General features: G+C 62.3%; 20 protein-coding genes and 1 pseudogene. 10 read left to right on the forward strand and 11 right to left on the reverse strand.

All coding sequences use genetic code 11. The features are described 5' to 3' along the window. The first annotated feature begins 62 nt into the window (after positions 1-62). Together NX774_RS01010 and ftsZ are read left to right on the forward strand one after the other, a co-directional pair. Positions 63-968: an SDR family oxidoreductase gene (locus tag NX774_RS01010; RefSeq protein ID WP_258820293.1), complete on the forward strand. Its 906-nt coding sequence runs from the start codon at positions 63-65 to the stop codon at positions 966-968. Positions 969-1,164: 196 nt separating this feature from the next. After that, on the forward strand, positions 1,165-2,313 hold the full coding sequence (ftsZ, locus tag NX774_RS01015) for a cell division protein FtsZ (RefSeq protein WP_258820294.1): 1,149 nt from the start codon (positions 1,165-1,167) through the stop codon (positions 2,311-2,313). An 84-nt stretch (positions 2,314-2,397) separates the two neighbouring features. Here the strand turns inward: ftsZ and NX774_RS01020 are convergent, their stop codons facing one another. Continuing rightward, entirely contained in the window at positions 2,398-3,873 is a 1,476-nt protein-coding gene (locus NX774_RS01020; RefSeq protein WP_258820295.1) for an amidohydrolase family protein, read from the reverse strand. Between the two features lie 332 nt (positions 3,874-4,205). On the opposite strand from NX774_RS01020, the gene NX774_RS01025 reads away from it, so the two are divergent. Continuing rightward, the gene (locus NX774_RS01025) at positions 4,206-5,828 is read left to right on the forward strand and encodes an FG-GAP-like repeat-containing protein (protein WP_258820296.1); all 1,623 of its coding nucleotides are present in this window, start codon (positions 4,206-4,208) and stop codon (positions 5,826-5,828) included. 130 nt (positions 5,829-5,958) lie between these two features. On the opposite strand, the gene NX774_RS01030 is transcribed toward NX774_RS01025, so the two are convergent. Continuing rightward, positions 5,959-6,390, reverse strand: coding sequence for an ester cyclase (locus NX774_RS01030; protein ID WP_258821419.1), 432 nt, complete (start codon positions 6,388-6,390; stop codon positions 5,959-5,961). After that, positions 6,382-7,119 (reverse strand): annotated as a pseudogene (locus tag NX774_RS01035) (SDR family oxidoreductase); the annotation flags it as partial. The gene NX774_RS01030 and the pseudogene NX774_RS01035, both read right to left, overlap by 9 nt. Before the next feature lie 102 nt (positions 7,120-7,221). Between NX774_RS01035 and NX774_RS01040 the strand changes: the two are divergent. After that, entirely contained in the window at positions 7,222-8,154 is a 933-nt protein-coding gene (locus NX774_RS01040; protein ID WP_258820297.1) for an AraC family transcriptional regulator, read from the forward strand. Between the two features lie 54 nt (positions 8,155-8,208). Here the strand turns inward: NX774_RS01040 and NX774_RS01045 are convergent, their stop codons facing one another. The 3 genes from NX774_RS01045 to NX774_RS01055 are packed head-to-tail and all read right to left on the reverse strand — an operon-like array spanning position 8,209 to position 12,728. Next, positions 8,209-9,141: a cupin-like domain-containing protein gene (locus NX774_RS01045; protein ID WP_258820298.1), complete on the reverse strand. Its 933-nt coding sequence runs from the start codon at positions 9,139-9,141 to the stop codon at positions 8,209-8,211. A gap of 13 nt (positions 9,142-9,154) precedes the next feature. Further along, positions 9,155-10,531 (reverse strand): MBL fold metallo-hydrolase, encoded by a 1,377-nt coding sequence (locus tag NX774_RS01050; RefSeq protein ID WP_258820299.1) that lies wholly within the window; start codon positions 10,529-10,531, stop codon positions 9,155-9,157. A gap of 7 nt (positions 10,532-10,538) precedes the next feature. Beyond that, positions 10,539-12,728: an OsmC domain/YcaO domain-containing protein gene (locus NX774_RS01055; RefSeq protein WP_258820300.1), complete on the reverse strand. Its 2,190-nt coding sequence runs from the start codon at positions 12,726-12,728 to the stop codon at positions 10,539-10,541. A gap of 762 nt (positions 12,729-13,490) precedes the next feature. On the opposite strand from NX774_RS01055, the gene NX774_RS01060 reads away from it, so the two are divergent. The 3 genes from NX774_RS01060 (at position 13,491) to NX774_RS01070 (ending at position 14,730) form a co-directional block, all read left to right on the forward strand. Further along, the gene (locus NX774_RS01060) at positions 13,491-13,793 is read left to right on the forward strand and encodes a hypothetical protein (protein WP_258820301.1); all 303 of its coding nucleotides are present in this window, start codon (positions 13,491-13,493) and stop codon (positions 13,791-13,793) included. A gap of 144 nt (positions 13,794-13,937) precedes the next feature. Beyond that, positions 13,938-14,252, forward strand: coding sequence for a hypothetical protein (locus NX774_RS01065; protein WP_258820302.1), 315 nt, complete (start codon positions 13,938-13,940; stop codon positions 14,250-14,252). Positions 14,253-14,277: 25 nt separating this feature from the next. After that, positions 14,278-14,730 (forward strand): hypothetical protein, encoded by a 453-nt coding sequence (locus tag NX774_RS01070; protein WP_258820303.1) that lies wholly within the window; start codon positions 14,278-14,280, stop codon positions 14,728-14,730. Between the two features lie 401 nt (positions 14,731-15,131). Here the strand turns inward: NX774_RS01070 and guaA are convergent, their stop codons facing one another. Beyond that, positions 15,132-16,742: a glutamine-hydrolyzing GMP synthase gene (gene guaA / locus NX774_RS01075; RefSeq protein ID WP_258820304.1), complete on the reverse strand. Its 1,611-nt coding sequence runs from the start codon at positions 16,740-16,742 to the stop codon at positions 15,132-15,134. A 180-nt stretch (positions 16,743-16,922) separates the two neighbouring features. Beyond that, entirely contained in the window at positions 16,923-18,383 is a 1,461-nt protein-coding gene (gene guaB, locus NX774_RS01080) for an IMP dehydrogenase (RefSeq protein WP_258820305.1), read from the reverse strand. A gap of 175 nt (positions 18,384-18,558) precedes the next feature. Between guaB and NX774_RS01085 the strand changes: the two genes are divergently transcribed. Continuing rightward, positions 18,559-19,062 carry a DUF4124 domain-containing protein gene (locus NX774_RS01085; RefSeq protein ID WP_258820306.1) on the forward strand — a complete coding sequence of 168 codons (504 nt, stop codon included), beginning with the start codon at positions 18,559-18,561 and terminating at the stop codon, positions 19,060-19,062. Here NX774_RS01085 and NX774_RS01090 read toward each other — a convergent pair. After that, positions 19,059-19,358, reverse strand: coding sequence for an RnfH family protein (locus NX774_RS01090; RefSeq protein WP_258820307.1), 300 nt, complete (start codon positions 19,356-19,358; stop codon positions 19,059-19,061). The genes NX774_RS01085 and NX774_RS01090 overlap by 4 nt on opposite strands. Then, on the reverse strand, positions 19,351-19,782 hold the full coding sequence (locus NX774_RS01095; protein WP_258820308.1) for a type II toxin-antitoxin system RatA family toxin: 432 nt from the start codon (positions 19,780-19,782) through the stop codon (positions 19,351-19,353). The genes NX774_RS01090 and NX774_RS01095 overlap by 8 nt, the downstream gene beginning before the upstream one ends. A gap of 96 nt (positions 19,783-19,878) precedes the next feature. On the opposite strand from NX774_RS01095, the gene smpB reads away from it, so the two are divergent. Then, complete coding sequence (gene smpB, locus NX774_RS01100; protein ID WP_258820309.1) at positions 19,879-20,328, forward strand: SsrA-binding protein SmpB; 450 nt, start codon at positions 19,879-19,881, stop codon at positions 20,326-20,328. A gap of 128 nt (positions 20,329-20,456) precedes the next feature. Here smpB and NX774_RS01105 read toward each other — a convergent pair whose 3' ends face one another. Next, positions 20,457-21,662: a multidrug effflux MFS transporter gene (locus NX774_RS01105; protein ID WP_258820310.1), complete on the reverse strand. Its 1,206-nt coding sequence runs from the start codon at positions 21,660-21,662 to the stop codon at positions 20,457-20,459. Positions 21,663-21,828: 166 nt separating this feature from the next. Here NX774_RS01105 and NX774_RS01110 point away from each other — a divergent pair, with 166 nt between their 5' ends. After that, on the forward strand, positions 21,829-22,920 hold the full coding sequence (locus NX774_RS01110) for a TIGR03118 family protein (protein ID WP_258820311.1): 1,092 nt from the start codon (positions 21,829-21,831) through the stop codon (positions 22,918-22,920). Positions 22,921-23,020 lie beyond the last annotated feature (100 nt).

Raw genomic sequence — 23,020 nt, forward strand, 5'->3', positions numbered from 1 at the left:
GCTTTTCCGCGAAGGGGCGTCTGTTTATCTTATCAGCCCGCATCCCATCCAGGAGAAGTTCCATGTTCGTATTCGTTACCGGCTCGACCGGCTTCATCGGCGCATGCGTTGTCGACGAGTTGCTTGCCGCGGGCCACCAGGTGCTTGGCCTCACCCGTTCCGATGCCGGCGCCGCCGCCCTCGCCGCCAAGGGCGCGCAAGCGCATCGTGGCACGCTCGAAGACCCGGACACGCTGCGCACCGGCGCCGCCCAATGTGACGCGGTGATCCACCTGGCCTTCGACCACGACTTTACGCATTTCGAGGCCAACTGCGACAAGGACAGGCGCGCGATCACGGCGCTCGGCGAAGCGCTGGCAGGCTCCGCCCGTCCACTGATCATCACCTCGGGCGTGGGCATGGGCATTCCAGCGCCCGGACAAGCTGGCGTCGAGACCGTCCTGAACCTCGAGCATCCCAACCCGCGCATCGCATCGGAACTGGCCGGCGCCGCTGTGGCATCCACCGGCGTGGACGTGCGCGTGGTGAGGCTGCCGCAGGTGCACGACACGAGCCGCTTCGGCCTGGTCTCGCCAGCCATCGACGTCGCCCGAACAACAGGAATCTCGGCTTATATCGGCGACGGGCGCAACCGCTACTCCGCCGTGCACGTGCGCGACGCGGCGCGCTTGTACCGGCTGGCGCTGGAAAAGGGAACGGCCGGCGAACGCTACCACCCGGTGGCCGAGGAAGGCGTGCCGATGAAAGACATCGCTGAAACCATCGCCCGCGTGCTGGACATTCCGGCGGTGTCCATGACCGCCGAACAAGCCCAGGCTCATTTCGGCTGGATGACGATGTTCGTCGGCTTTGACCTGCCAGCTTCGAGCCGGCTGACGCGGGAGCGCCTCAGCTGGCGTCCGGCCGGCCCCGGCCTGCTCGACGATTTGTTGCAGTATCGCCCAGATCGGACCAAGCGATCGATTTGAGCCCCGCAGGCCAGGCTGCTTTGCCGCGAGGCTTTCGCCGCGATTGCACGTGCTCTTACAAATGCTTTCGAATGTAACGTTTATAACCTTTCGCGTGCGCGCCTCAGCAAGTAGTCTAGTGGACTCAGTAGTAGCCAGCGCGCTCGGTGCCAGTTTCACGGCTGGCCGAGCGCACTTACTTCAAACGGAGTCTTCCTTGTCCGAAGCACAAAATTCCCCACTCAAGCCGGTGATCAAGATCGTCGGCGTAGGCGGTGCCGGCGGCAACGCCATCAACCATATGGCGTCCTCCGGACTGTCCGCCTTCGAATTAATCAGCGCGAATACAGACGCGCAGGCACTGTCGAACACCCAGACCGAAAAGAAAATCCAGCTTGGCGAAAGCGGCCTTGGCGCCGGCAGCGACCCGATCGTCGGGCGCGAAAGCGCAATGCGCGAGCGCACCATCATCGCCGACGCGCTCAAGGGCGCCGACATGGTGTTCCTCACCGCCGGCATGGGTGGTGGCACCGGCACCGGCGCCGCACCCGTGGTCGCCGAGGTGGCGCGCGAACTGGGCATCCTGACCGTGGGCGTCGTGTCAAAGCCCTTCGAATTCGAAGGCCCGCGGCGCAGGCGCGTGGCCGAAGAAGGCATTGCGACCTTGGCCAGATGCGTGGATTCGCTCGTCATCATCCTCAATAGCCGGCTCGAGGAAGTGCTGGGTGACGATATCACGCACAAGCAGGCGTTCGCCGCCGCTGACGAGGTGTTGAGCAAGGCGGTGACCGGCATCGCGGAAATCATCTCCGTGCCCGGGCTGATCAACGTCGATTTCGAGGACATTCGCACGGTGATGCGCCAGACCGGCATGGCGATGATGGGTTCCGCCCAACACTCCGGCGAGGACCGCGCCGTCAAGGCGGCAGAAGAGGCAATCTCGTGTCCTCTGCTCGATGGCTCGAGCCTTCGCGTCGCGCGCGGCCTGCTGGTCAACATCGCCGCATCCGAGGAAACGCTGAAGCTGCGCGAAACCAAGCTGGTGATGAACACGATCTGCGCACAGACCAACGACGACGCCATCATCAAATTCGGCGCAGTCTTTGACGAAACGCTGGGCGACGCGATGCGAGTGACCGTGGTGGCTACCGGATTGAACCGCCCCAGCGACTTTGCTGCCGGCGTGAAGCGGCCGTTGATGTCGCGCTCCGTGCCCGGCTCTGGCAACCAGCTTCGCGGCGGCGCGCTGCGGGAGACGCAACCAGTTTCGATGCAGCGTCAGCCCGCTTCCCCGGCGGCGGCCCGGCCGGCGCCAGTCCAGGATGAGCTGCCTGCCTCGCGCAGCAGCGACGGCGCGCAGCGGTAAGTACCGAACATCCCCAGGCTCTTGGGGGTCCGTCCCTGAATCCGGAGGCGAGGACGGAAATCGAACTCGCCTGCACGGCACCTTTTACCTGGCATGATCCGCCGCCAGCTGCTCGCGCTCGACCTGCTTGCCGCCGACCCAAAGGGTGACAATCGTATCGTACGCGCGGACATCCTCGAGTGGCGATTGCCTCATCAGTAACAGGTTGGCCGTTTTGCCCGGCTCGATGCTGCCCAGTTGGGCCGCGAGGCCGAATGCACGCGCATTGCTGATGGTCGCCGCCTTGAAGATCTGGGCCGGGGTCATGCCCGCCTCGCGCAAATTCTGCATTTCAAGGTAGCCGTTCAGCCCCGGCAAATTGCCGTACGTTGGGGCGGACGGCGTGTCCGTTCCGAACAAGATCTTCGCGTCTTTCGAAGCGAGATATGAGACGACCTGCCGCACGTGACGCAACGGCACGTCGAGCCCCCGCCGCGCGTCCTCGTCGCTCTCGCCGCCGGCCGCCTCCTGCCGGAACCATTTGCCTTCCGGTGTATGGAACCACGCCGCCAGCGATGCGGGGACGACCTTGCGGATGCGCGGGTCACCCAGCCAGTCCGGATCGACGTAAGCGCGCAGTCCGTAGAGCACCTGGATGGTGGGCTGGTAGCCGACACCCTTGGCGATCACCTGGTCCAGCACCGCGCGGATCTCGGCGGGGAGCACCTGTTCGTTGTTCAGGCGGTCCCAGCGCCACATGCCGTGCGCGAGCACGTCGGTGTTACCGTTCACCGCAAAACCCTGCCCCTCCAGCGTGTTTGCATGCGTCACCAGCGTCATGCCGTTGGCCGATGCTGCCTTGCGGACCTCGCCATACACCTCGCGGCTCATCACCGGCAGGCTGTGCTGGCTGCCGAAACCGTGCTCGAAAAAGGTCTTGATGCAGACCGCGCCTGATGCCTTGGCCCTCGCCGCGTCCACCGCCGACGTGTGTTCTCGCGGCGCATATTCTGCTGGAATGGCTGCGGCCTGAGCCGGATCGTAGATGAAATTGGGGAAGACCTTGAACCGCTGGGACGGCGGAAAGTACGACATCGGGTATCCGTTGGCCAACACCAGCGGCGACCCGCAATGGAACACGTCCGGGCGCAGCGGCGCGCGCCGCAGCCGATCGATGAAGCCGACATCGAATACCGCCAAGTCGATGACGGACGTGTAACCGTAGTACAGGAACGAGCGGGGAAGCTGTTTGTAGTACTCCTGCGCCAGTTTCGCCTTCTCCCCCATCTGCTCGAAGCTCATGCCGGGAACCGATTGCAGGTGCACGTGGGAGTCGATCAATCCCGGCGTCAGGAAGTATCCCTTGCCATCGAAGCGCCGCGCGCCGGCCGGGGGCCGCTGCCGGGCACCACGCATGACCTTGACGATGCGCCCATCCTCGATGAGCACACTGCCCGGCTCGACCATGTCGAGTCGTTCCGGCGATACCAGCTTGACGTTGGTGATCCAGAGTGAGTTGCTGGCGCCGGCCGGCACATGCAGCAGAAGCGCAAAAAGGCATCCGAACAGGCTTTTCTTCATCAGTGTTCTCCTAACTCTTGCGAACGCTCTGGGGTCAGATCTGGCCGATCGATCTTTAAACTTTACACGCGTGCTTCCTGTCGTCAGAGCCGAACTGTATTCGAACTGTCAATATTAGCGCGTTTCAACAGCTTCTTGCTCTTCTGTTCGAGCGCGTGAAGTCGCGCTTACTGCCGGGTTGTTGAGAAGTGTCGAGGCGGGCGCGGCGGGCGCTGGTTATGATCGGGCGCTTTCATGTGCGGCTCAGAACCAAGCATCCACGAACCCACCTTCAACCATTTCAACAAGGAATACGCATGCACACGTCCCCGACGATAGTACTTGGTTCTGCAATGCTCCTCGTCGCTGCGTTGCTGACCTCATGCGGCGGCGGAGGTGCCGGCGCGAGCACTTCAGGCAACAGCGGCACCGGAAACGACGGCTCTGGTTCCCCGCCGCCGACCGCGTCACTGAAAGTTGTCGCGAGCAATGTGCCTGACCAAGCGCTCGGCGTTGCACTGGACGCGGCACTCATGCTTACGTTCAACGCAAACCTGAGCGATGCTGGCCTTGGCGCCGATCGGGTTCTGCTGAGTGATGGCAACACGCAGATTGCGATAAAGGTCACTCCGTCCGGACAAGCGTTGTGGGTCCAGCCAATTACAAAGCTTCACACTAGAAAGAACTACCGCCTCACGATCAAGGCCGGAGCGACTGCGGCGGACGGCAGCGTGCTGCAAAACGACTACGTCGCGAACTTCAAGACGGTGTTCGGAGTATATGAATCGAAGAAGTTAACGCCTGCCGACCCGAGCGTGTTCAATGGCGACCTGCCGCGCATCGTCGTCGCGGATGTGAATGGCGACAGCCGACCTGACCTGATCGAGCTCGCAGCGCTGTACCGGCCCGACCTGTTCGCCCCCAACGGTTACACCCTCAACATTTATCTACAGAGCGCAAGCGGGCAATTCGTGAAGTCGCAAAAACTCGAATTTCTCGCTGACCAGAGCGCGGCCAGCAAGTATTTCAACAATCTGATACCAATCGACATCGACGGCGACAACAGGCCAGAGCTGCTTGTACCGGAATTCCGTCCCGACGATCCCGCGACCGCCGGCATTCGCGTTTTCAAGGCCGGTGCCGACGGAAAATTCGCCGCAACCCAGTTTATCAAGACAAATTACACCGAAAATTTGGTGGCCCTGGATGTGGATGGCGACGGCAAAATGGACCTGGTGGGCAGCAACCAGCAAGCAATCGACCAGGCAACCGGCGGTTTCCAGATCCTTCTGCGCAAGGCGACTGGTTTCGCGATGCTCAGTCCGGTAACGCTGCCAGCAGGCAGCTATGAATTCGGCGTCGCCGATCTGGACCACGACGGGAAGCGCGAACTCATCGTCAACCGGATTTTCGCTAAGCCCAATAACTCGGGGATCACGAACGAACTATTGGTTTACTCTCAGCGGACAGCGGGAGTGTTTTCGCCGGACCCAACGCAAACCGACCGAACGCTTGGCTTTTGTACGGAAGCAGACTATTGCAGGAATATGAAGATCATCGATTGGAACGGTACCGGCAAGTCGGAACTAGTGTTCTCCGCCGGAACAATCGGAACAGGTCCTTGGCAGAACCAGGTATTCGGTTACAGCGTGATGGCAGACGGCAGCCTGAGCAGGGACTTTCGCGCGCCGATCGGAAGCCAGGCCACTGTGTTTGCAATTGAAGACCTGGACCGGGACAGCGTACCGGACCTACTGCTTGTCGGTGACGACCCCGTTCAACAATCAAACTTCTTTTCAGTGGTCGGCGGTAACGCCAACCGCGGGATTGAATTCTCTGACGTTATCTACATCCAGCTTTTCGACACCATGTACCCACCCAATGTCGCCGTTGCCGACATCGACGGAGATGGGCAGCCAGACATCATTTTCGATAGCTACAACTCGGGAATTGTGATGGCACGACGCGTAGAGTGATGTTTTAGCGCCCGACAGCACCACCAATGGCGCACCTCTGCAGGAAAGAGGCCGTTGCACCCGAGAGTCGAATGATCAACGGCCTAGGTAAACTCAAACAGATGAGTAATTGAAAAGCGAGCACATTCCATCACCCTTGCCGAAGTTGTGCGACGACTGCCGCCAGCGTATTGATACCCCAATGCTCAACGTAGCGACCGTCGCGTACGCGAACGATATCGGTCACATCGATTGCAATATCCTTGCCGGTCGCTTCGACGCCGAGCAACGGACCAACATGCTTGCCCGAGATTGTTTTTCGGGTGATCACCTTGTCGCCATCGCAGAGTTGCTCATGAATATGCACCTGCAGATCTCCGATTGCAGGGCGCAATACGGTCGAAAACGTCTTCCACATCGTCTCAGCGCCACGTAGCGCCTCGCTCGGCGCCGACCAGTTCACGAAATCCGGCGCCATGAGTGCTTCGAAAGATTCCCGGTTGCCGTCCTGGATCACTTCGCGGTTGAATCGTGCGACGATCGCCTTGAGGTCGTTGTTGTTGATCTCCGGTCCCGCCGCCAGCGCAAGCGCGTCGGCCCCAGCCAGCACCCGCAACGGAGCAGCAGGATCAGTTACCGCACGCCACACCGCCTCGGCGACATCGTGCGCGTGCGTCACCGGTGCGTCGCTGTTCCGAACCGCGGCAAACACGCGCTGCCTGAAATCGGCATAGGCCTCGTGCACGCCCTCCCCCATCAACCGGCGCGCGTTGTCGCCGAAACTCGTTTCTGGGGAACGTCCTGGCAGGACGAGCCGTACGCGAACGTCGAAGGGAGCGAGCTCCAGTGCCAGTGATTCCGTGAATGCATTTACCGCCGCCTTGCTGCCCGTATAAACCGACAGGAGCGGCAACGATTTAAGCGTCACGCTCGAGGTCACGTTGACGACCACTCCGGCGCCCCGTTGCCTAAACTGCGGCAACACCGCCTGCGTCATTGCAATTGTGCCGAGCGTGTTGGTCTCGAAAACCTCGCGGGCCTTCGCCAGCGGAATGTCCTCCAGCGGCGCCAGCAGGCCCACGCCGGCGTTGTTCACCAATGCATCGATTGGGCCAGCCGCCTGGATACATTGGCGAATACTTTCGGCGTCCGTGACATCGAGCGGCAGGATGCGAAGCCGCTCCGACTGCGGTAGCAAGCAATCATTCGGCGTGCGCATCGTCGCGACGACACGCCAGCCCCGGTCGAGAAAGAGCCGTGCGGTTTCGAGGCCGAAACCGGACGAGCAACCAGTGATCAGAACAGTGGACATGGTAGACATCAAGACTCCATCGAGTTGGCAATGCGTCTACGATAGAGACAAGCTTCAGGACAGGCTATACTTTTCCATCCATATTTTTGTCGAGATCGTCCAATGATCGATCCACTGGCGGAAGTCGTGTCCTTGCTGGAACCCGGCGCGCCGTTCTCGAAGCTAGTCGTCGGGTCCGCGCCCTGGGCCGTGCGCCGCACGGAAACGGGGCGCCCGTTCTATTTCGTCGTACTCGAAGGCGGTTGCCATCTGACGGTGGACGGGGAGTCGGGCAGCGAGACGATCACGCTGAACGAAGGCGACTTTGCCTTGGTCCCCGCTGCCGGCAACTTCGCAACGTCGAGCCTCGACCGCCAGCCGCCGCGCGCGGATGAAGTGATCACCACGCAGGTCACGCCGATACCGGGTGGCGTGCGCGTTGGCGATCCGGATGGTCCGGTGGATGTGCGCATGCTCGTAGGGAACTGCGTATTCGGCTCGCCGGATTCCGCGTTGCTCGTATCGCTATTACCGCATTACGTGCACATACGCGGTGAACAGCGCCTGTCAACCCTGGTGCAGATGGTTGGCGATGAATCGCGCGCCGATCGGCCCGCGCGCGACATTGTGCTGTCCCGTTTGCTCGAAGTGCTACTGATCGAGGCGCTGAGATCGACAGCGAGCACTGCCGCGTCCGCAGGTCTCGTGCGCGGATTGGCCGACCCGAAGCTGGCGATAGCACTGCGATCCATGCACGAACGCCCCGCCGCCCGGTGGAACATCGCGCAACTGGCGCGCGCGGCTGCCATGTCGCGTTCGGCTTTTTTCGAGCGTTTCAGCCAGGCCGTCGGCGTGGCGCCGATGGCATACCTGCTGGCCTGGCGCATGGCGCTCGCCAGGCAGCTGCTGCGGCGCCGGGAACTGAAGATCGCGGACATCGCGGAACGCGTGGGCTATGGGTCGGTCAGTGCGTTCGGTGTCGCATTCACCCGCCACGTCGGCATGCCACCCAGACGCTACTCACAAAGCGAAATCGAAGAGGCGGGCGTCGACTGATCGGGGGAGCCCGGTCTGCATTGGCCGGGTAACGCTTCATACGGCGGATTCAGTTCATCTCCCGGCGTTCTCGCGCCCAACACCGTCGAGCGCCAACGGCATCGCCCGCGACCAGCGGTTGGTGGACAGTGAAAACGTCAGCGCGCGCACCTGGTGGTACCATCCGGCCGGCACATACAGCAGGTCGCCGGGATCGACAGTGCATTCGATGATCGACGCGCGGCGCGCCAACGGGAATTTGTCGAAGTCCGGCGCTTCGGGGTCGAACGGCGAACCGAACAGCAGCGCATTCGCCTCGCGCGGATAGAGGAACTCGTCATGGTGCGGCGGCGCCAGGAGGATCCGCTTCGATCCCCATACCTGCACGAAGAGGTTGTCGTCGTAGTCCGCATGCAGCGGCGTCACCGTACCCGCCGGGCCCAGCCAGAAGCGCGGCGGCCCGGGCTTCGCAAGATATGCGGGCCAGTAACAAAAACGGTTCAGTTCGCGCAGTTCCAGGTTGCCCAGATAGGGAGGCAACCCGGGCGTTCCCGCTGCCACCAGGTCCAGGTATTCGAGCATCGACATGTCGTGCATGGCCCGGTCGGGGGCAAACGCCGTGTTGACGTAGTCGCCGACACGCGCCCGCACCGGCAGCGTCGCGAAGCGCTCGCGCAGCGTTTGCGGCGTGAGCGCGGAGAGTGGCCAGCGACGGGCCAGACCGGGAATCAGGAACGGCAGGCCTTGGGCGGCGCGCTGCTCGAAGGCGCCGGCGTCGAGCCGGCCAAGGCGCTGGACCGCGTCGATGGAAGGCAAGCTTCGTGCAGCGCGTTTGAGCGCATCGCGCATCGCATCGATTGAGGTGACGCCCCGGATCTGGGCGTCCCTGCGCTCGCGCGCCTGCTTGCGGGCGAGCGCTTCGTCGGCCGAGGTAGAGTCCGGGGCCGGCGGACGGGGTGGCAGGCGCGTCGTGCCGGACGCTTGCCCGTCGTCGTGATATGTGGACATTGTCTATTCTGATCTACGGGTGACTGTTCATTGGCCAGGGCGCGCGGGCCAGCAGCCGGTGCAACTGGGCCGCCTGGTAGGCTCCGAAGGCGTCGCTGAACAAGCAGCGGATCAGCGGATCGTCGACCACCTCCGCGTGCGTCAGCTCGCGCTCAATGGCGGCATCGAAAACCGTGTCGTTGATGCGCATGTACATCGACGTGAGCGACTCGCCCAGCTCCAGCGCGGCATAGAGCTTCGCGGCCGGAATGTCGGTGGTCCAGCCCAGCGGTGCGCTTCCATCATCGGGATGCGCCGCACCGCCGGGCTCCAAACGGTAGCGGAAGCGCGTGACCTGGCCTGCGTGGTCGTAGATCGACAGTTGCCAGATGCGGGGCCGGTCGAAATAGTCGGACGAGGCATCCACCGCGCCATATTTTTCGAGCAGGCCCGCGCGGCAGTAATCCATGATGCGCGCATGCTGCAGCTCGGTCAGCGGTGCGAAGCGTCGTGCGATATCGGCGGTGTCCGGCACGCCTGCAAGGCCTTCGTATGCGTAATCGACATCCTGCTCCCCGACCGGGATCACCCACGATAACGGCGGCGCCGGGCGCAGCGAGGTGGCGTCCATCAGCACCGAAACCGAAGGATCGAGGCGCACCACCTGGGCCGTCGGCAGCGCCGCCGATACTTCGCGCGCAAACCGGGCATAGGAAATCGGGAAGAAGGCGCGGTTGTACCACGACCATGGTTCCTGCAAAAACTGGCACGAGCTCGGGACGACGTAACGCGGGTCGAGTGCGCGCAGCTGGTCAATCCACTCCTGCGGAAGCGACGGGGGCGCCGGTACCGCGCGCGATGGCGCCAGCACTTCGATCTCGCGCATCGTCTGGAACGGCCACAGTACCATATCCCATGGCCCTTCCCGAACCAGCTGGGCGAGCGTGGTGTCGTCGATCCAGGAATCGACGACGTTCAATACGTTCAGCCCGGCAGCCTTCACCTGGAACATGGAGTCGACATCGGCATCCATGGCTTCGCGCGGCACCACCACGAACGGGCCCACAGCCACCGGCACATTCAGGCGCAATGGATGTACGCTGGTGAAACCGAGTTGGCGCACCATGTCGAACAGCTCGTCGAAGATGCAGTAGATGTGGAGTGGCGTGGCGCGGTCCAGCAGATCCAGGCTCTCGAGCGAACAGTGATCGTCGTGAAAGTGCGAAATGAATACCGCGTCGAAGCGCTGGCGCCGAATCTGATCTTCGTCGAAACGCACGTCGGGAAATGCGTGGCAGTTGCGGCTGAATGGGTTTTCGAAGATGGTATCGAATGCGATGCGCGTGCCGTCGCATTCGAATAGGTAACCGGCGTGGAGAATCCGCGAAACGGTCAGCGCTGCGTTGGACATGCGTGGCTTATCCGACGGCGCGCGCCTTGTGCAGTTTCCTGTAGCTATCCATCAGACGGTGATGCTTGTCGAGCCCTTCCAGCTGCATGTTCGTCGGCGTCAGCCCGAAGAAGCGCACGCTGCCGTCCACCGAGCCCAGCGCCGCGTCCATCCGCGGGTTGCCATACATGCGGCGGAAGTTGACCACGTAATCGTCCAAGTCGAGGTCGTCGTCGAGCACCACCTCCAGTACCACGTTCAGCGCCTGACAAAACAATCGGCGCTCGACGGTATTGTCGTTGTACTGCAGGAAGGCCCCCACCAATTCGTGCGCCTCTTCCAATTGCTGCAAGGCGAGGTGAATCAGCAGCTTCAACTCGAGGACGGTCAACTGCCCCCATTCCGTATTCTCGTCGAATTTAATGCCGATCAGCGTGGCGATGTCGGAGTACTCATCCAGCTCGTTGTTCTCGAGGCGATCCAGCAGCGCCGCCAGGGCGGCATCGTCCAGGCGATGCAGGTTCAGGATATCGGCGCGGAACAACAGCGCCTTGTTGGTGTTATCCCAGACGAGATCTTCGACCGGATAAACTTCCGAATAGCCGGGCACCAGGATCCGGCAGGCCGTCGCGCCCAGCTGATCGTACACCGCCATGTAGACATTTTTGCCCATCTCGTCGAGGATGCCGAGCAGGGTTGCGGCTTCCTGTGCGTTGGAATTCTCGCCCTCGCCGGTGAAATCCCATTCGACGAAATCAAAATCCGCTTTGGCGCTGAAAAAGCGCCACGAGATGACCCCGCTGGAATCGATGAAGTGCTCGACGAAATTGTTAGGCTCAGTCACGGCCTCGCTTGCGAAGGTTGGCTGGGGCAAGTCGTTCAGTCCTTCGAAACTGCGCCCTTGCAACAATTCCGTCAGGCTGCGCTCCAGGGCCACCTCGAAGCTCGGGTGTGCGCCAAACGAGGCAAAAACACCGCCAGTGCGCGGGTTCATCAGCGTGACGCACATGACCGGATAGGTTCCACCCAACGATGCATCCTTGACCAAGACCGGGAAGCCCTGCTCTTCAAGGGCCTGTATCCCGGCCACGATGCCGGGGTATTTCGCCAGCACGTCCTGAGGCACGTCGGGTAACGCGATTTCGCCTTCGATAATCTCGCGCTTGACCGCACGTTCGAAAATCTCGGACAGGCATTGCACCTGCGCTTCGGCCAGCGTATTACCAGCGCTCATGCCGTTGCTGGCGTACAGGTTTTCGATCAGGTTGGACGGGAAATACACGACCTCGCCGTCCGACTGCCGCACGTACGGAAGGCACACGATACCCCGGTCCACGTTGCCCGAATTGGTGTCGATAAGATGAGAGCCGCGCAACTCGCCCTCCGGATCGTAGATCTCCAGGCAGTACGCATCCAGGATCCCGTCCGGCAGCGCATCGCCGGGCCCGGGCTTGAACCAGCGCTCGTCCGGGTAATGCACGAACGGCGCGTTGGCGATCTCCTCGCCCCAGAAGACGCCGGCATAGAAGTGATTGTTGCTCACGCGCTCGATGTACTCGCCAAGAGCCGAGGCCAATGCGCTTTCCTTGGTCGCGCCCTTGCCGTTGGTAAAGCACATCGGCGAGTGCGCATCGCGGATATGCAGCGACCACACATTGGGAACGATGTTGCGCCACGAAGCGATTTCAATCTTGATGCCGAGGTCCGCCAACAAGCCGGACATATTCGCGATGGTCTGCTCCAGGGGCAGATCCTTGCCGGGGATATAGGTACGCGCGTCAGCATCAGGCTGCAATGTCAGCAGGGCCTGCGCATCCGCATCCAGGTTTTCCACCTCTTCGATCACGAACTCGGGCCCGGTCTGCACCACTTTTTTCACGGTACAGCGGTCGATCGAGCGCAGGATGCCCTGGCGGTCCTTGTCGGAGATATCCGGCGGCAGCTCGACCTGGATCTTGAAGATCTGCTGGTAGCGATTCTCCGGGTCGACGATATTATTTTGCGACAGGCGGATATGTTCGGTCGGGATATTGCGAGTGTCGCAGTACAACTTGACGAAGTAAGCCGCACACAAGGCCGACGAGGCCAGGAAGTAGTCGAACGGACCAGGCGCCGAGCCATCGCCCTTGTAGCGGATGGGCTGGTCGGCTATCACCGTGAAGTCATCGAACTTGGCTTCAAGACGTAGCTTGTCGAGAAAGTTAACCTTAATTTCCATGTGGGAATTCCAAACCGCTGCGCAAAAGGATACAGCCCGCTATTATCGGTGGTTTCGGCCGCGCGGCATAGGCTGCCGGGCCGTCGGCGTCATCTATAGTGGCCACTGTCACCGGGGCCAGCAAGCGGGCGGCCGGGTCACCGGGGCGGCGCATGAAATAAAAAGACCGTTGATCATTGGCGAAATGATCAACGGCCTGCTGAATTACCTTTGGAGCGGGCTGCTCACCGCCCCGCGCTCACTCCCACTCGATTGACGCGAGCATACGGGTATCGCAACTGGAATGCCAGGCGGCTGTCTCCGATGTTGCGACCGTCGCAAAATTCGACGAAGGTTAAGGGTTCGGAAGAATCGAGGTACGCCGGTTCGCGATCGCCAGCGTTGATGCGGCGGGCCGCGAGCGTTCGTTTCATGCAGTCAGCCATGAAACGAGCGAGTCCAGCATGCAGATGCTGCCGCGACCGAACTGGCGACGTCCGTCTCACAGGCCGTGAACTTTCGAGGGACAAATTTCCGCTACACGCGGCCTGATCCCGTATCGCCACCGCCGCTGGGTTATGAACGCGGCGCAGCAACTTCGCCTGTGGTCGCCACTTCGACTTCCGGCGACTCGGCGACGACTGATGCGGCCGTCGGCTCAAAGGTCGTCGTCCGCGCCGACCGTCCAGATGCGCTTGAGTTGCAGCTCGGCCTTCACCTCGGCGCTCAGCGCGCCTTAATTGGCGAACAGCTGCCTATGCACTGCGCTCGACAATATAGCGCATGTCTTCGTACATTTGTCCTGAGTTCAAGTTTGTTGCCTTGCCTGATCTGGCCCATGGCGCCCTTGGCGCGCTGGATACTTCGTCTGAGTTCCAGTTTGTCGCTTTGCCGGACCTGATCCCGTCGCTTCCTTTGCCGGACCTGACCCCGTCTCTGCTGCCGTGCTGTGCCCCCGTCGCTGCTGTGACCCCGTCGCTGCTGGACCTAACGCCGTCGCTGCTCGCCTTGCCGGACCTGAGCCCGTCGCTGCTCGATCTGCATCATCGCGGTAAATCGCCTGGCGGCGGTCGCCCCTCGTCGTGACGTGGTACAGGGCACCTTCGACCCGCTTAAGCTGAGCAAACCTGCTTGCAGGTCCCTGCCCGCTCCGACATTTCCATCAGATTGCCAACCGAGGTCGCTTCCGGCAAATCGCCTCGCGACCTTTCAAAAACCAGAGGAAAGGCCATGTCCAACAATCGCTTCAGCGCTGGCTGTCTTAACGAAGTTCTCTTCGCGGATGAAACGATATCAAAAGTCACACATGATGGCCCAGTTGGCACGATCGTCCCGATTACGCTAAATGACCCGCTATACTCAGGGCCAGGCTGGCACAAGTGGCAGACCGAAAATATCAAGCACTCTTGGAATCGTGAAACGAATGTTGTCTACGTTTTCCGCATCCAGATCCATTACATGTACAATGACAACACACGCGTGATACAACAAGTAAAATTTAAAAATTCTTTCGAATACGGCTGTCTGGGAATCAAGCAAAACTGATCCAAATGCTAGTTTTTTGGACTATATGACGGCAAGCTTCGTACTCTCTTATCAAGAAACCGAGCCGGGCCTTGGGCTCCTTCAGGCGAGCCTGAACAGGCCCAGCCTGCACACCTTTATCGAATGTGAGATTTCGGTTGCTCAACTTGAAGAGTGGCTTGCCGTCGTTTCTAATTTCGTGAACGACGGCCGCGCAGAGCAATGCGAAATCAGTGCGGGCGCTATTAACGAATATCCACGCACAAGCGGGTTTCATTGCTCGATAGCTCGTGAAAACTTGAAGTTTCTCGTTAGGATAAATGCGCGTGACGCCTGCCTTAAGTTTGGCAATATCGATTGCTGTCTGCAAGCAAGCGGCTACTTCGTTACCGAACTTGGGCTCATTGATAGCTTCCGGTTCCAGCTAACTCAACTTGTCCGGAACCGCTGCGGCAACGCTGTACTTGAGGAAGCCGGATCATTCTCCTTGAGTTATTAATCTAGAGTGATCTTCGACCGGAAAAGTACTTGGAAATTTTAGGCGAAGACTGGTTGCATCCCGACCGCCCCCGTGAGATCGGAGCCTGTGATCTGGGTGTAGCCCGGCTGCGCTCGCATCGGCAGAAGCGGGGCACGCTGCATCCGCGTCGGGGTCACCCCGTGCGCCACAATTTCGATACCATGACAGCGTTCAGCGCCTTCGCATGGTATCGACCGCCGATCATGGCATCGTTGCGAGATCATACCGTTAAGAATGCCATGAAAAAACATTGCTTAACCGTGCCAATCGTTGCCAGACAGTGCCAGACAGTGCCAGACAAAATAACAAAAAAGCCCGTGAAATCACGGGCTTAGATGTGTTTTACTGCCTGTTAGCGCCAGCAGTTACCAGACATCAAATCATTCCCACTCAATCGTCGCAGGCGGCTTGCCCGAGATGTCGTACACCACGCGATTGAGGCCCCGCACCTCGTTGATGATGCGGTTCGACACCCGCCCCAGCAGATCATGCGGCAGGTGCGCCCACTGCGCGGTCATGAAGTCCAGCGTTTGCACGGCACGCAGCGCGACCACGTAGTCGTAGGTGCGGCCGTCGCCCATCACGCCCACCGATTTCACCGGCAGGAACACGGCGAATGCCTGGCTGGTCGCCTCGTACCAGTTCACCGGCGCCTTGCCGGCGTCGATGCCCGGCACCATCGGCGCTTCGAACGGGGTGTTGCGCAGTTCTTCGATGAAGATCGCGTCCGCTTCGCGCAGCAGGTCGGCATACTCGCGCTTCACTTCGCCCAGGATGCGCACGCCCAGGCCCGGGCCCGGGAACGGGTGGCGGTACACCATCGCGTGCGGCAGGCCCAGCGCCACGCCCAGCTTGCGCACTTCGTCCTTGAACAGTTCGCGCAGCGGTTCCAGGAGCTTGAGGTTCAACGTCTCCGGCAGGCCGCCCACGTTGTGGTGGCTCTTGATGGTCTGGCCCTTCTTGCCCTTGCCTGCCGATTCGATCACGTCCGGGTAGATCGTGCCCTGCGCCAGCCAGCGCGCGTTCGAGAGCTTCTGGGCCTGCTCCTGGAACACCTCGACGAATTCGCGGCCGATGATCTTGCGCTTTTGCTCGGGGTCGGTCACGCCGGCCAGGTGGCCCATGAACTGCTCCGAAGCATCGATGTGCAGCACCTTCACGCCCAGGTTCTTGGCGAACATGTCCATGACCATCTTGCCTTCGTCCTTGCGCAGCAGGCCGTGGTCCACGAACACGCAGGTCAGCTGGTCGCCGATGGCGCGGTGGATCAGCGCCGCGGCCACGCTCGAATCGACGCCGCCGGACAGGCCGAGGATCACCTCGTCGCTGCCCACTTGCGCGCGGATCTTCTCGACCGCTTCGCCGATGTAGTCGGGCATGTTCCAGTCCGACTTGCAGCCGCAGATCTCGTGCACGAAGCGGCCGATGATCGCCTCGCCCTGGGTGGTGTGGGTCACCTCGGGGTGGAACTGCAGTGCGTAGAAATGGCGGTCTTCGTCGGCCATGGCGGCCACCGGGCAGCTGTCGGTGGAGCCCATCAGCTTGAAGCCGGGCGGCATTTCCAGCACCTTGTCGCCGTGGCTCATCCAGACCTTGAGCATGCCGTGGCCTTCGTCGGTGACGAAGTCGTTGATGCCGTTCAGGAGCTTGGTATGGCCGCGCGCGCGCACTTCGGCGTAGCCGAATTCACGCACCTTGCCGTTTTCGACCTTGCCGCCCAGCTGCATGGCCATGGTCTGCATGCCGTAGCAGATGCCCAGCACGGGCACGCCCAGCTCGAACACGGCCTGCGGCGCGCGCGGCGATTCGCCTTCCAGCGTGGAGTTGTGACTGCCGGACAGGATGACGCCGGCGGCGCCGTAGTTGCGGATGAAGTCGTCGCTGACGTCATGCGGGAACACTTCGGAGAACACGCCGGCGTCGCGCACGCGGCGCGCGATCAGCTGGGTGACCTGGGAACCGAAATCGAGGATGAGGATTTTGGAGTGCATGGGGTGCAAGAGATAGTGGTAAATCCGGGGTTGCAGGGTGGGCAGCTTGCCTGCCCACGCGTCCAAGCGCCGGGTGCGCAGGCGGCCACCATGCCAAAGCCGGTTGAACGCGTGGGCAGGATACCTGCCCACCCTACGAAAGTCGATACAAGAAGCGGCGCATCAGCGCCGCAGTCGTGTTTATTCCGAACGGTAGTTCGGCGCTTCCTTGGTGATGGTCACGTCGTGCACGTGCGATTCGCGCATGCCCGCCGAGGTGATCTCGACGAATTCGGCCTTCTCGCGCAGCTCTTCGATCGTGCCGCAGCCGCAGTAGCCCATCGACTGGCGCACGCCGCCGACCAGCTGGTAAATGATCGCCAGCACCGAGCCCTTGTACGCCACACGCCCTTCGATGCCTTCCGGCACGAACTTCTCGGCCTTGGACTGCGATTCCTGGAAGTAGCGGTCGGCCGAGCCTTCGGCCATTGCGCCCAGGCTGCCCATGCCGCGGTAGCCCTTGTAGCTGCGGCCCTGGTACAGGATGACTTCGCCCGGCGCCTCTTCGGTGCCGGCAAACATCGAACCCATCATCACAGTGTGCGCGCCGGCTGCCAGGGCCTTGGAGATGTCGCCCGAGAAGCGGATGCCGCCGTCGGCGATGCACGGCACGCCAGTGCCCTTGAGTGCCTCGGACACGTTGGCGATCGCGGTGATCTGCGGCACGCCCACGCCGGCCACGATACGGGTGGTGCAGATCGAGCCAGGGCCGATGCCGACCTTGACCGCGTCCGCGCCATGCTCGACCAGCGCCAGGGCGGCAGCCGCGGTGGCGATGTTGCCGCCGATGACGTCCACGCCTGGGTAGTTATCCTTGATCCATTTCACGCGGTTCAGGATGCCCTGCGAGTGGCCGTGGGCGGTATCCACCACCAGCACGTCCACGCCGGCTTTCACCAGCAGGTCGATGCGTTCCTCGTCGCGCGGGCCCACGCCCACTGCGGCGCCGACCAGCAGTTGGCCGCGTGCGTCTTTCGATGCCAGCGGGTGCTCGTGCGACTTGAGGATGTCCTTCACGGTGATCAGGCCGCGCAGTTCGAATTCGTCGTTGACCACCAGCACGCGCTCGAGGCGGTGCTTGTTCATCAGGCGCTTGGCCTCGGCGGTGTCCGCCTCTTCCTTCACGTACACCAGCTTTTCGCGCGGGGTCATCTTGGCGCGCGCCTCGGCGTCCAGGTCCTCTTCAAAGCGCAGGTCGCGGTTGGTGATGATGCCCACCACCTTCTTGCCCTCGACCACCGGGAAGCCGCTGATGCCGTGTTGCGCCGCCAGGTGCAGCACTTCGCGGATCTTCATGTCCGGCGGGATCGTGATCGGGTCGCGCAGCACGCCGGCTTCGAAACGCTTGACGCGGGCCACTTCGCGCGCCTGGTCCTTCGGGCTCAGGTTCTTGTGGATGATGCCGATGCCGCCCTCTTGTGCCATCGCGATCGCGAGGCGTGCTTCGGTGACGGTGTCCATGGCAGCAGACAACAGCGGAATGTTCAGCGAGATATTCCGGGTCAGCTTGGTGCGGAGGGAGGTGTTGGCCGGAAGAACATTCGAGTAGGCCGGGACAAGCAGCACGTCATCGAACGTGAGTGCTTTTTGGATTAGACGCATAGCATTTTCCTATAGGCGCAAAAGTGAATTATACAGAAAGTCACGGATTGCGTCGCGAAATTGCTGCGAAATGCCCGCTCGGCGGTTATTTTTGCCTTCAGTAGCGAGCTCGTGCGCAATTGACAGCGGCCTCGTTTCATGGCGAAATCCCCGTAGTTCTCGAAGGAAACCGCCAATGACCAAGACACTCCGCGCCGCCCTGCCGGGCCTGATGGCAGCGGGCACCCTGCTCGCCGCCAGCCTCGCCCACGCCCAGTATGCGTGGATCGACGACAAAGGCGTGCGCCACTACTCGGACCGTCCGCCGCCCGCCACCGTGCCTGCGGCCAAGGTGCTGAAGGCGCCGGGCAAGCGGGCCGACGATGCGCCGGCGGGCGAAGGACAGCCGCCGCAAGCAGCGCCGAAAGCCGACGCCGCGCCCACGCTGGCCGACCGCGAGGCGGACTACCGCAAGCGCGCCCAGGAGCGCGCCAAGCAGGAGGAAAAAGCGGCGGCGGACGCCGCCAAGGCCAAGGCCAAGGCGCAAAGCTGCGACAATGCACGGCGCTACAAGGCCATGCTCGACTCGGGCATTCGCATGGTCGATACCGGCGCCGATGGCGAGCGCCGCTACCTCAATGACGACGAGCGCGCCAGGCGTGCGGCCGAGGTCAACGCCATCCTGGCGGACTGCAATTAAGCCTTGGGCGCCGCGTCCTTCTTGGCGGCGCGGCGACGGCGCGAGTCCTTCGGGTCGGCCACCAGCGGCCGGTAGATCTCGACGCGGTCGCGCTCGCGCAGCACCGTATCGAGCGTCTTCTTTTTCGCGTACACGCCAACTGCCGCGGTGGACAGGTTAATTTCAGGGAACTCTTGCAGCACCCCGCTCTGCTCGATCGCCTGGCCGATCGTCGTGCCGGACTCGACCTTCATCGTGCGGACGTATTCGCGCACCGGCGTGGCGTAACACAGGTACACTTGCAGCGGCTCAGCCATAAACCGTCTCCGCGCGCTTGCAGAACGAATCGACCATGCTGTTGGCGATCATGCCGAACACCGGCCCGATCAGCTGTTCCAGCAGCACGCTCGAAAATTCGTAGTGCAGGTCGAACTCGATCTTGCACGCGTCCGCGCGCAGTGCCTTGAAGTTCCAGGTGCCCTCCAGCATGCGGAACGGGCCATCGACCAGGTGCATCTTCATCAGGGTCGGGCGCTCGTTGTGGTTGGAGGTGGTGAAGCTTTGCTTGACGCCGTGGAAATTGATCTGCAGGCAGGCGACCAGCTTGTCCTCGCTTCGTTCGATCAGCTTGACCCCGCCGCACCAGGGCAGGAACTTGGGATAATCTTCGACCTTTGCCACGAGGTCAAACATCTGTTCGGCGCTGTATCCGAGGAAAACTGACTTGTGTACTACTGCCATTGGTCAACCGTTTGTTATGATGTTGGGATGTTGCCATGTGCGCCTGTGCGCGCGCGACAACGTTAGTTTAACCGACCCGCGCCATTTAGCTATTTCATGAGCATTGTTGACAATAAAAAAGCCTTTTTCGACTACTTCATCGAGGACCGCTACGAGGCCGGCCTGGTGCTGGAAGGGTGGGAGGTCAAGGCGATCCGCGAGGGCCGGGTACAGATCAAGGAAGCGTACGTGCTCGTACGCGGCGGCGAGCTGTTCCTGTTCGGCGCGCACATCAGCCCGCTGGGTACCACCTCCGCCTGGAGCAATGCCGAAGTGCTGCGCAGCCGCAAGCTGCTGCTGCACAAGGCGGAGATCGACAAACTGGTCGGCAAGGTCGAGCGCTCCGGCTACACGCTGGTGCCGCTGAACCTGCACTTCAAGGCCGGACGGGTGAAGTGCGAGATCGGCCTGGCCAAGGGCAAAAAGCAGCACGACAAGCGCGCCACCGAGAAGGACCGCGACGCCAAGCGTGAAGTGGAGAAGGCGCTTAAAGTCCACAAGCGCTAAAGCGGCCACATACAATCAACACCGTCGTTCCGGCGGAGGCCGGAACCCATGCCGAGTGTGCCGGCTCGCTGTCTTTGCGGCTCTGTGCAAGCTCAGCATGGGTCCCGGCTTTCGCCGGGACGACGTGCTTAGGTTAGCTCAGCGGGCACCGGCGCCGGCTGCTCTTCCTTCAACTTCAGGCTCACCTGCCAGCTCACAAAGCTGAGCACCAGCCCCACCGTCACCCCGCACGCCAGCTTGAACGCACTGTCGAACAGCAGCGGCGCGACCAGGCCGGACACGAGCGCGAACGACATCATCTGGATGAACGACAGCATCGACGAGGCCAGCCCGCGGTGGTGCGGGAACAGCCCCAGCGCCATCACCTGCAGCGCCGGTGCGGCAACCGCCAGGCCGAACGTGAACAGCGCCAGCGGCAGCACCGCCCACGGGATCGCGGCCGCGAACAGCGCCGTGTAGCCGACATTGAGCATGCAGGCCAGCGCCATGGCGCCATAGCCGATCCACTTCATGCGCTCGGGCGTGTGCCTGCCGGCGCGCTTGCCGCCCCAGGCCGAGCCGATCACCGAGCCGCCGATCAGCGGGATGAACAGCCATGCGAACGCGGTCTCCGGCAAGTGCAGGATGTCCATCACGAAGTTCGCCGCCGAGCCGATGTACAGCGACAGCCCGCCAAAGGCCAGGCCCACCGACAGCGACAGCAGCAAGAAGCGCGTGTGGCGCAGCACCATCAGGTAGTTGCGCGCGATGGCGACCGGGTGGAAGGCATGGCGCTTCTCGACCGGCAGGCTCTCCGGCACCAGGCGCAGGCACAGCACCACCATCAGCGCGCCGAACACGGCCAGGAACACGAAGGTCGCGCGCCACCCAAAGGTCACGTGCAGCCAGCCGCCCAGCACCGGCGCGATCGCGGGCGCCAGGCCGAACACCATCATGATGTGCGACATCATCTTCTGCGCCTGCGGCCCGGCAAAGCGGTCCTGCACGATCGCCTGCCCGATCACCGAACCGGAACCCGCGGCCAGTCCCTGCACCGCGCGGCACGCCAGCAGCCAGCCGAAGGTGGGCGCACAGGCCGCGCCAATCGAGGCCAGCACGTACACCGACAACGCTACCAGCAGCACCGGGCGCCGCCCGAACGAGTCCGACAGCGTGCCGTAGAACAGCATCATGAACGCAAAGCAGAAAACGAACACGCTCAGTGTCTGCTGCACGGCCACCGGGCCGACGCCGAACAGGCGGCCGATCGCCGGCATCGACGGCAAATAGGTGTCGATCGCGAGCGCGCCGACCATGCCCAGGCACGCCAGCACCACCGTCAGGATTTTATGCATACAGCCTTGTCCTCTGCGGAAATTCCTCGAAAGCAATCCGCGATTGTAGCGGCTTTCGCGCAAATACACCCGAGGCTGCCATTGGGTTCGCTCAACGCGATGCCGCCCGCGCGTACGAAGATCAGTACTGATGTGCTCGTCTGAACACGCTCAGGAGGACTTAATCATGAACATCATCCATCGCAGGCTCGCCCTGGCACTTGGCACGTGCGCCGTCGTTGCTATGACTGCCGGCTGCGCCACGCAGGGCCGCTACCATCAGCGCAACCTCGTTTCCGACACCGCGGCGATCCCCGCGGAGCACCATGACCCTCAACTGGTCAACGCCTGGGGGCTGGCGTTCAATCCGTTTGGCGTGGCCTGGGTGGCCGACAACGGCACCGGCGTCTCGACGCTGTACGACGGCAACGGCAACAAGCAGCCGCTGGTCGTGACGATTCCGCCGGCCCCGGGCAACAAGACCGGCAACCCGACCGGGATCGTGTTCTATGGCGGCCCGGAATTCGTGGTCACGCACGACCGCGTATCGGGCCCGGCGCGCTTCATCTTTGCCAGCGAGGACGGCGGCATTTCGGCATGGGCGCCGAACGTGGCGCCCACCACCGCGATCCGCGTCATCAACAACACCGGCGCCATCTACAAGGGACTGGCATTGAGCGGCAACGGCGGCGGTCCCCTGCTCTACGCGACCGACTTCCACAACAACAAGGTCGACGTGTACGACGGTGCATTCAATCCCATCCTGCTGGGGCCGGGCGCGTTCCGCGATCCGGCCATCCCGTCCGGCTACGCGCCGTTCGGCATCCAGGCCATCGCCGGCGATATCTATGTTAGCTATGCCAAGCAGGACGCCGACGCCGAGGACGATGTGCCCGGGCCGGGCTTCGGCTTCGTCAGCGTGTTCGACCCGCAGGGCCACTTCGTGCGGCGCCTGATTTCGCGCGGCGAACTGAATGCGCCGTGGGGCATGGCGCTGGCGCCGGCCAGCTTCGGCCACTTCGGCAACCGGCTACTGGTGGGGAACTTCGGCAACGGCATCATCAATGCCTACGACCTGGACACCGGCCACTGGGAAGGCCGGCTGCTCGACGAGCACAGAAGGCCGATCCGCATTGACGGCCTGTGGGGGATCGCCTTCGGCAACGGCGTTCAGCAGCAGCCGACCAACACGCTGTTCTTTGCGTCCGGCCCGCAGGACGAGCAGCACGGACTGTACGGCCGCATCGACGTGGCGCCCGGCGAGCACGGCCACGACTAGCGCGCCGGCCTTCAGCCGTAGGGTGGGCACTTGTGCCCACGCGGGTTGTGCGTGACCATCGCGTGGGCACAAGTGCCCACCCTACGCCTACGCGGCGCCT

This window comes from Massilia agilis (assembly GCF_024756255.1).
Lineage (GTDB): Bacteria > Pseudomonadota > Gammaproteobacteria > Burkholderiales > Burkholderiaceae_D > Telluria > Telluria agilis.

Bases quoted from the DNA above. Each gene is read 5' to 3' on its own strand.
- NX774_RS01040 (WP_258820297.1), top strand. From the start codon at position 7,222: ATGATCGATCCACTGGCGGAAGTCGTGTCCTTGCTGGAACCCGGCGCG.
- NX774_RS01070 (WP_258820303.1), top strand. From the start codon at position 14,278: ATGACGGCAAGCTTCGTACTCTCTTATCAAGAAACCGAGCCGGGCCTT.
- NX774_RS01060 (WP_258820301.1), top strand. From the start codon at position 13,491: ATGTCTTCGTACATTTGTCCTGAGTTCAAGTTTGTTGCCTTGCCTGAT.
- guaB (WP_258820305.1), bottom strand. From the start codon at position 18,383: ATGCGTCTAATCCAAAAAGCACTCACGTTCGATGACGTGCTGCTTGTC.
- NX774_RS01065 (WP_258820302.1), top strand. From the start codon at position 13,938: ATGTCCAACAATCGCTTCAGCGCTGGCTGTCTTAACGAAGTTCTCTTC.
- NX774_RS01020 (WP_258820295.1), bottom strand. From the start codon at position 3,873: ATGAAGAAAAGCCTGTTCGGATGCCTTTTTGCGCTTCTGCTGCATGTG.
- smpB (WP_258820309.1), top strand. From the start codon at position 19,879: ATGAGCATTGTTGACAATAAAAAAGCCTTTTTCGACTACTTCATCGAG.
- NX774_RS01095 (WP_258820308.1), bottom strand. From the start codon at position 19,782: ATGGCAGTAGTACACAAGTCAGTTTTCCTCGGATACAGCGCCGAACAG.
- NX774_RS01090 (WP_258820307.1), bottom strand. From the start codon at position 19,358: ATGGCTGAGCCGCTGCAAGTGTACCTGTGTTACGCCACGCCGGTGCGC.
- NX774_RS01010 (WP_258820293.1), top strand. From the start codon at position 63: ATGTTCGTATTCGTTACCGGCTCGACCGGCTTCATCGGCGCATGCGTT.
- NX774_RS01025 (WP_258820296.1), top strand. From the start codon at position 4,206: ATGCTCCTCGTCGCTGCGTTGCTGACCTCATGCGGCGGCGGAGGTGCC.
- NX774_RS01105 (WP_258820310.1), bottom strand. From the start codon at position 21,662: ATGCATAAAATCCTGACGGTGGTGCTGGCGTGCCTGGGCATGGTCGGC.
- NX774_RS01055 (WP_258820300.1), bottom strand. From the start codon at position 12,728: ATGGAAATTAAGGTTAACTTTCTCGACAAGCTACGTCTTGAAGCCAAG.
- NX774_RS01110 (WP_258820311.1), top strand. From the start codon at position 21,829: ATGAACATCATCCATCGCAGGCTCGCCCTGGCACTTGGCACGTGCGCC.
- NX774_RS01085 (WP_258820306.1), top strand. From the start codon at position 18,559: ATGACCAAGACACTCCGCGCCGCCCTGCCGGGCCTGATGGCAGCGGGC.
- guaA (WP_258820304.1), bottom strand. From the start codon at position 16,742: ATGCACTCCAAAATCCTCATCCTCGATTTCGGTTCCCAGGTCACCCAG.
- NX774_RS01045 (WP_258820298.1), bottom strand. From the start codon at position 9,141: ATGTCCACATATCACGACGACGGGCAAGCGTCCGGCACGACGCGCCTG.
- NX774_RS01050 (WP_258820299.1), bottom strand. From the start codon at position 10,531: ATGTCCAACGCAGCGCTGACCGTTTCGCGGATTCTCCACGCCGGTTAC.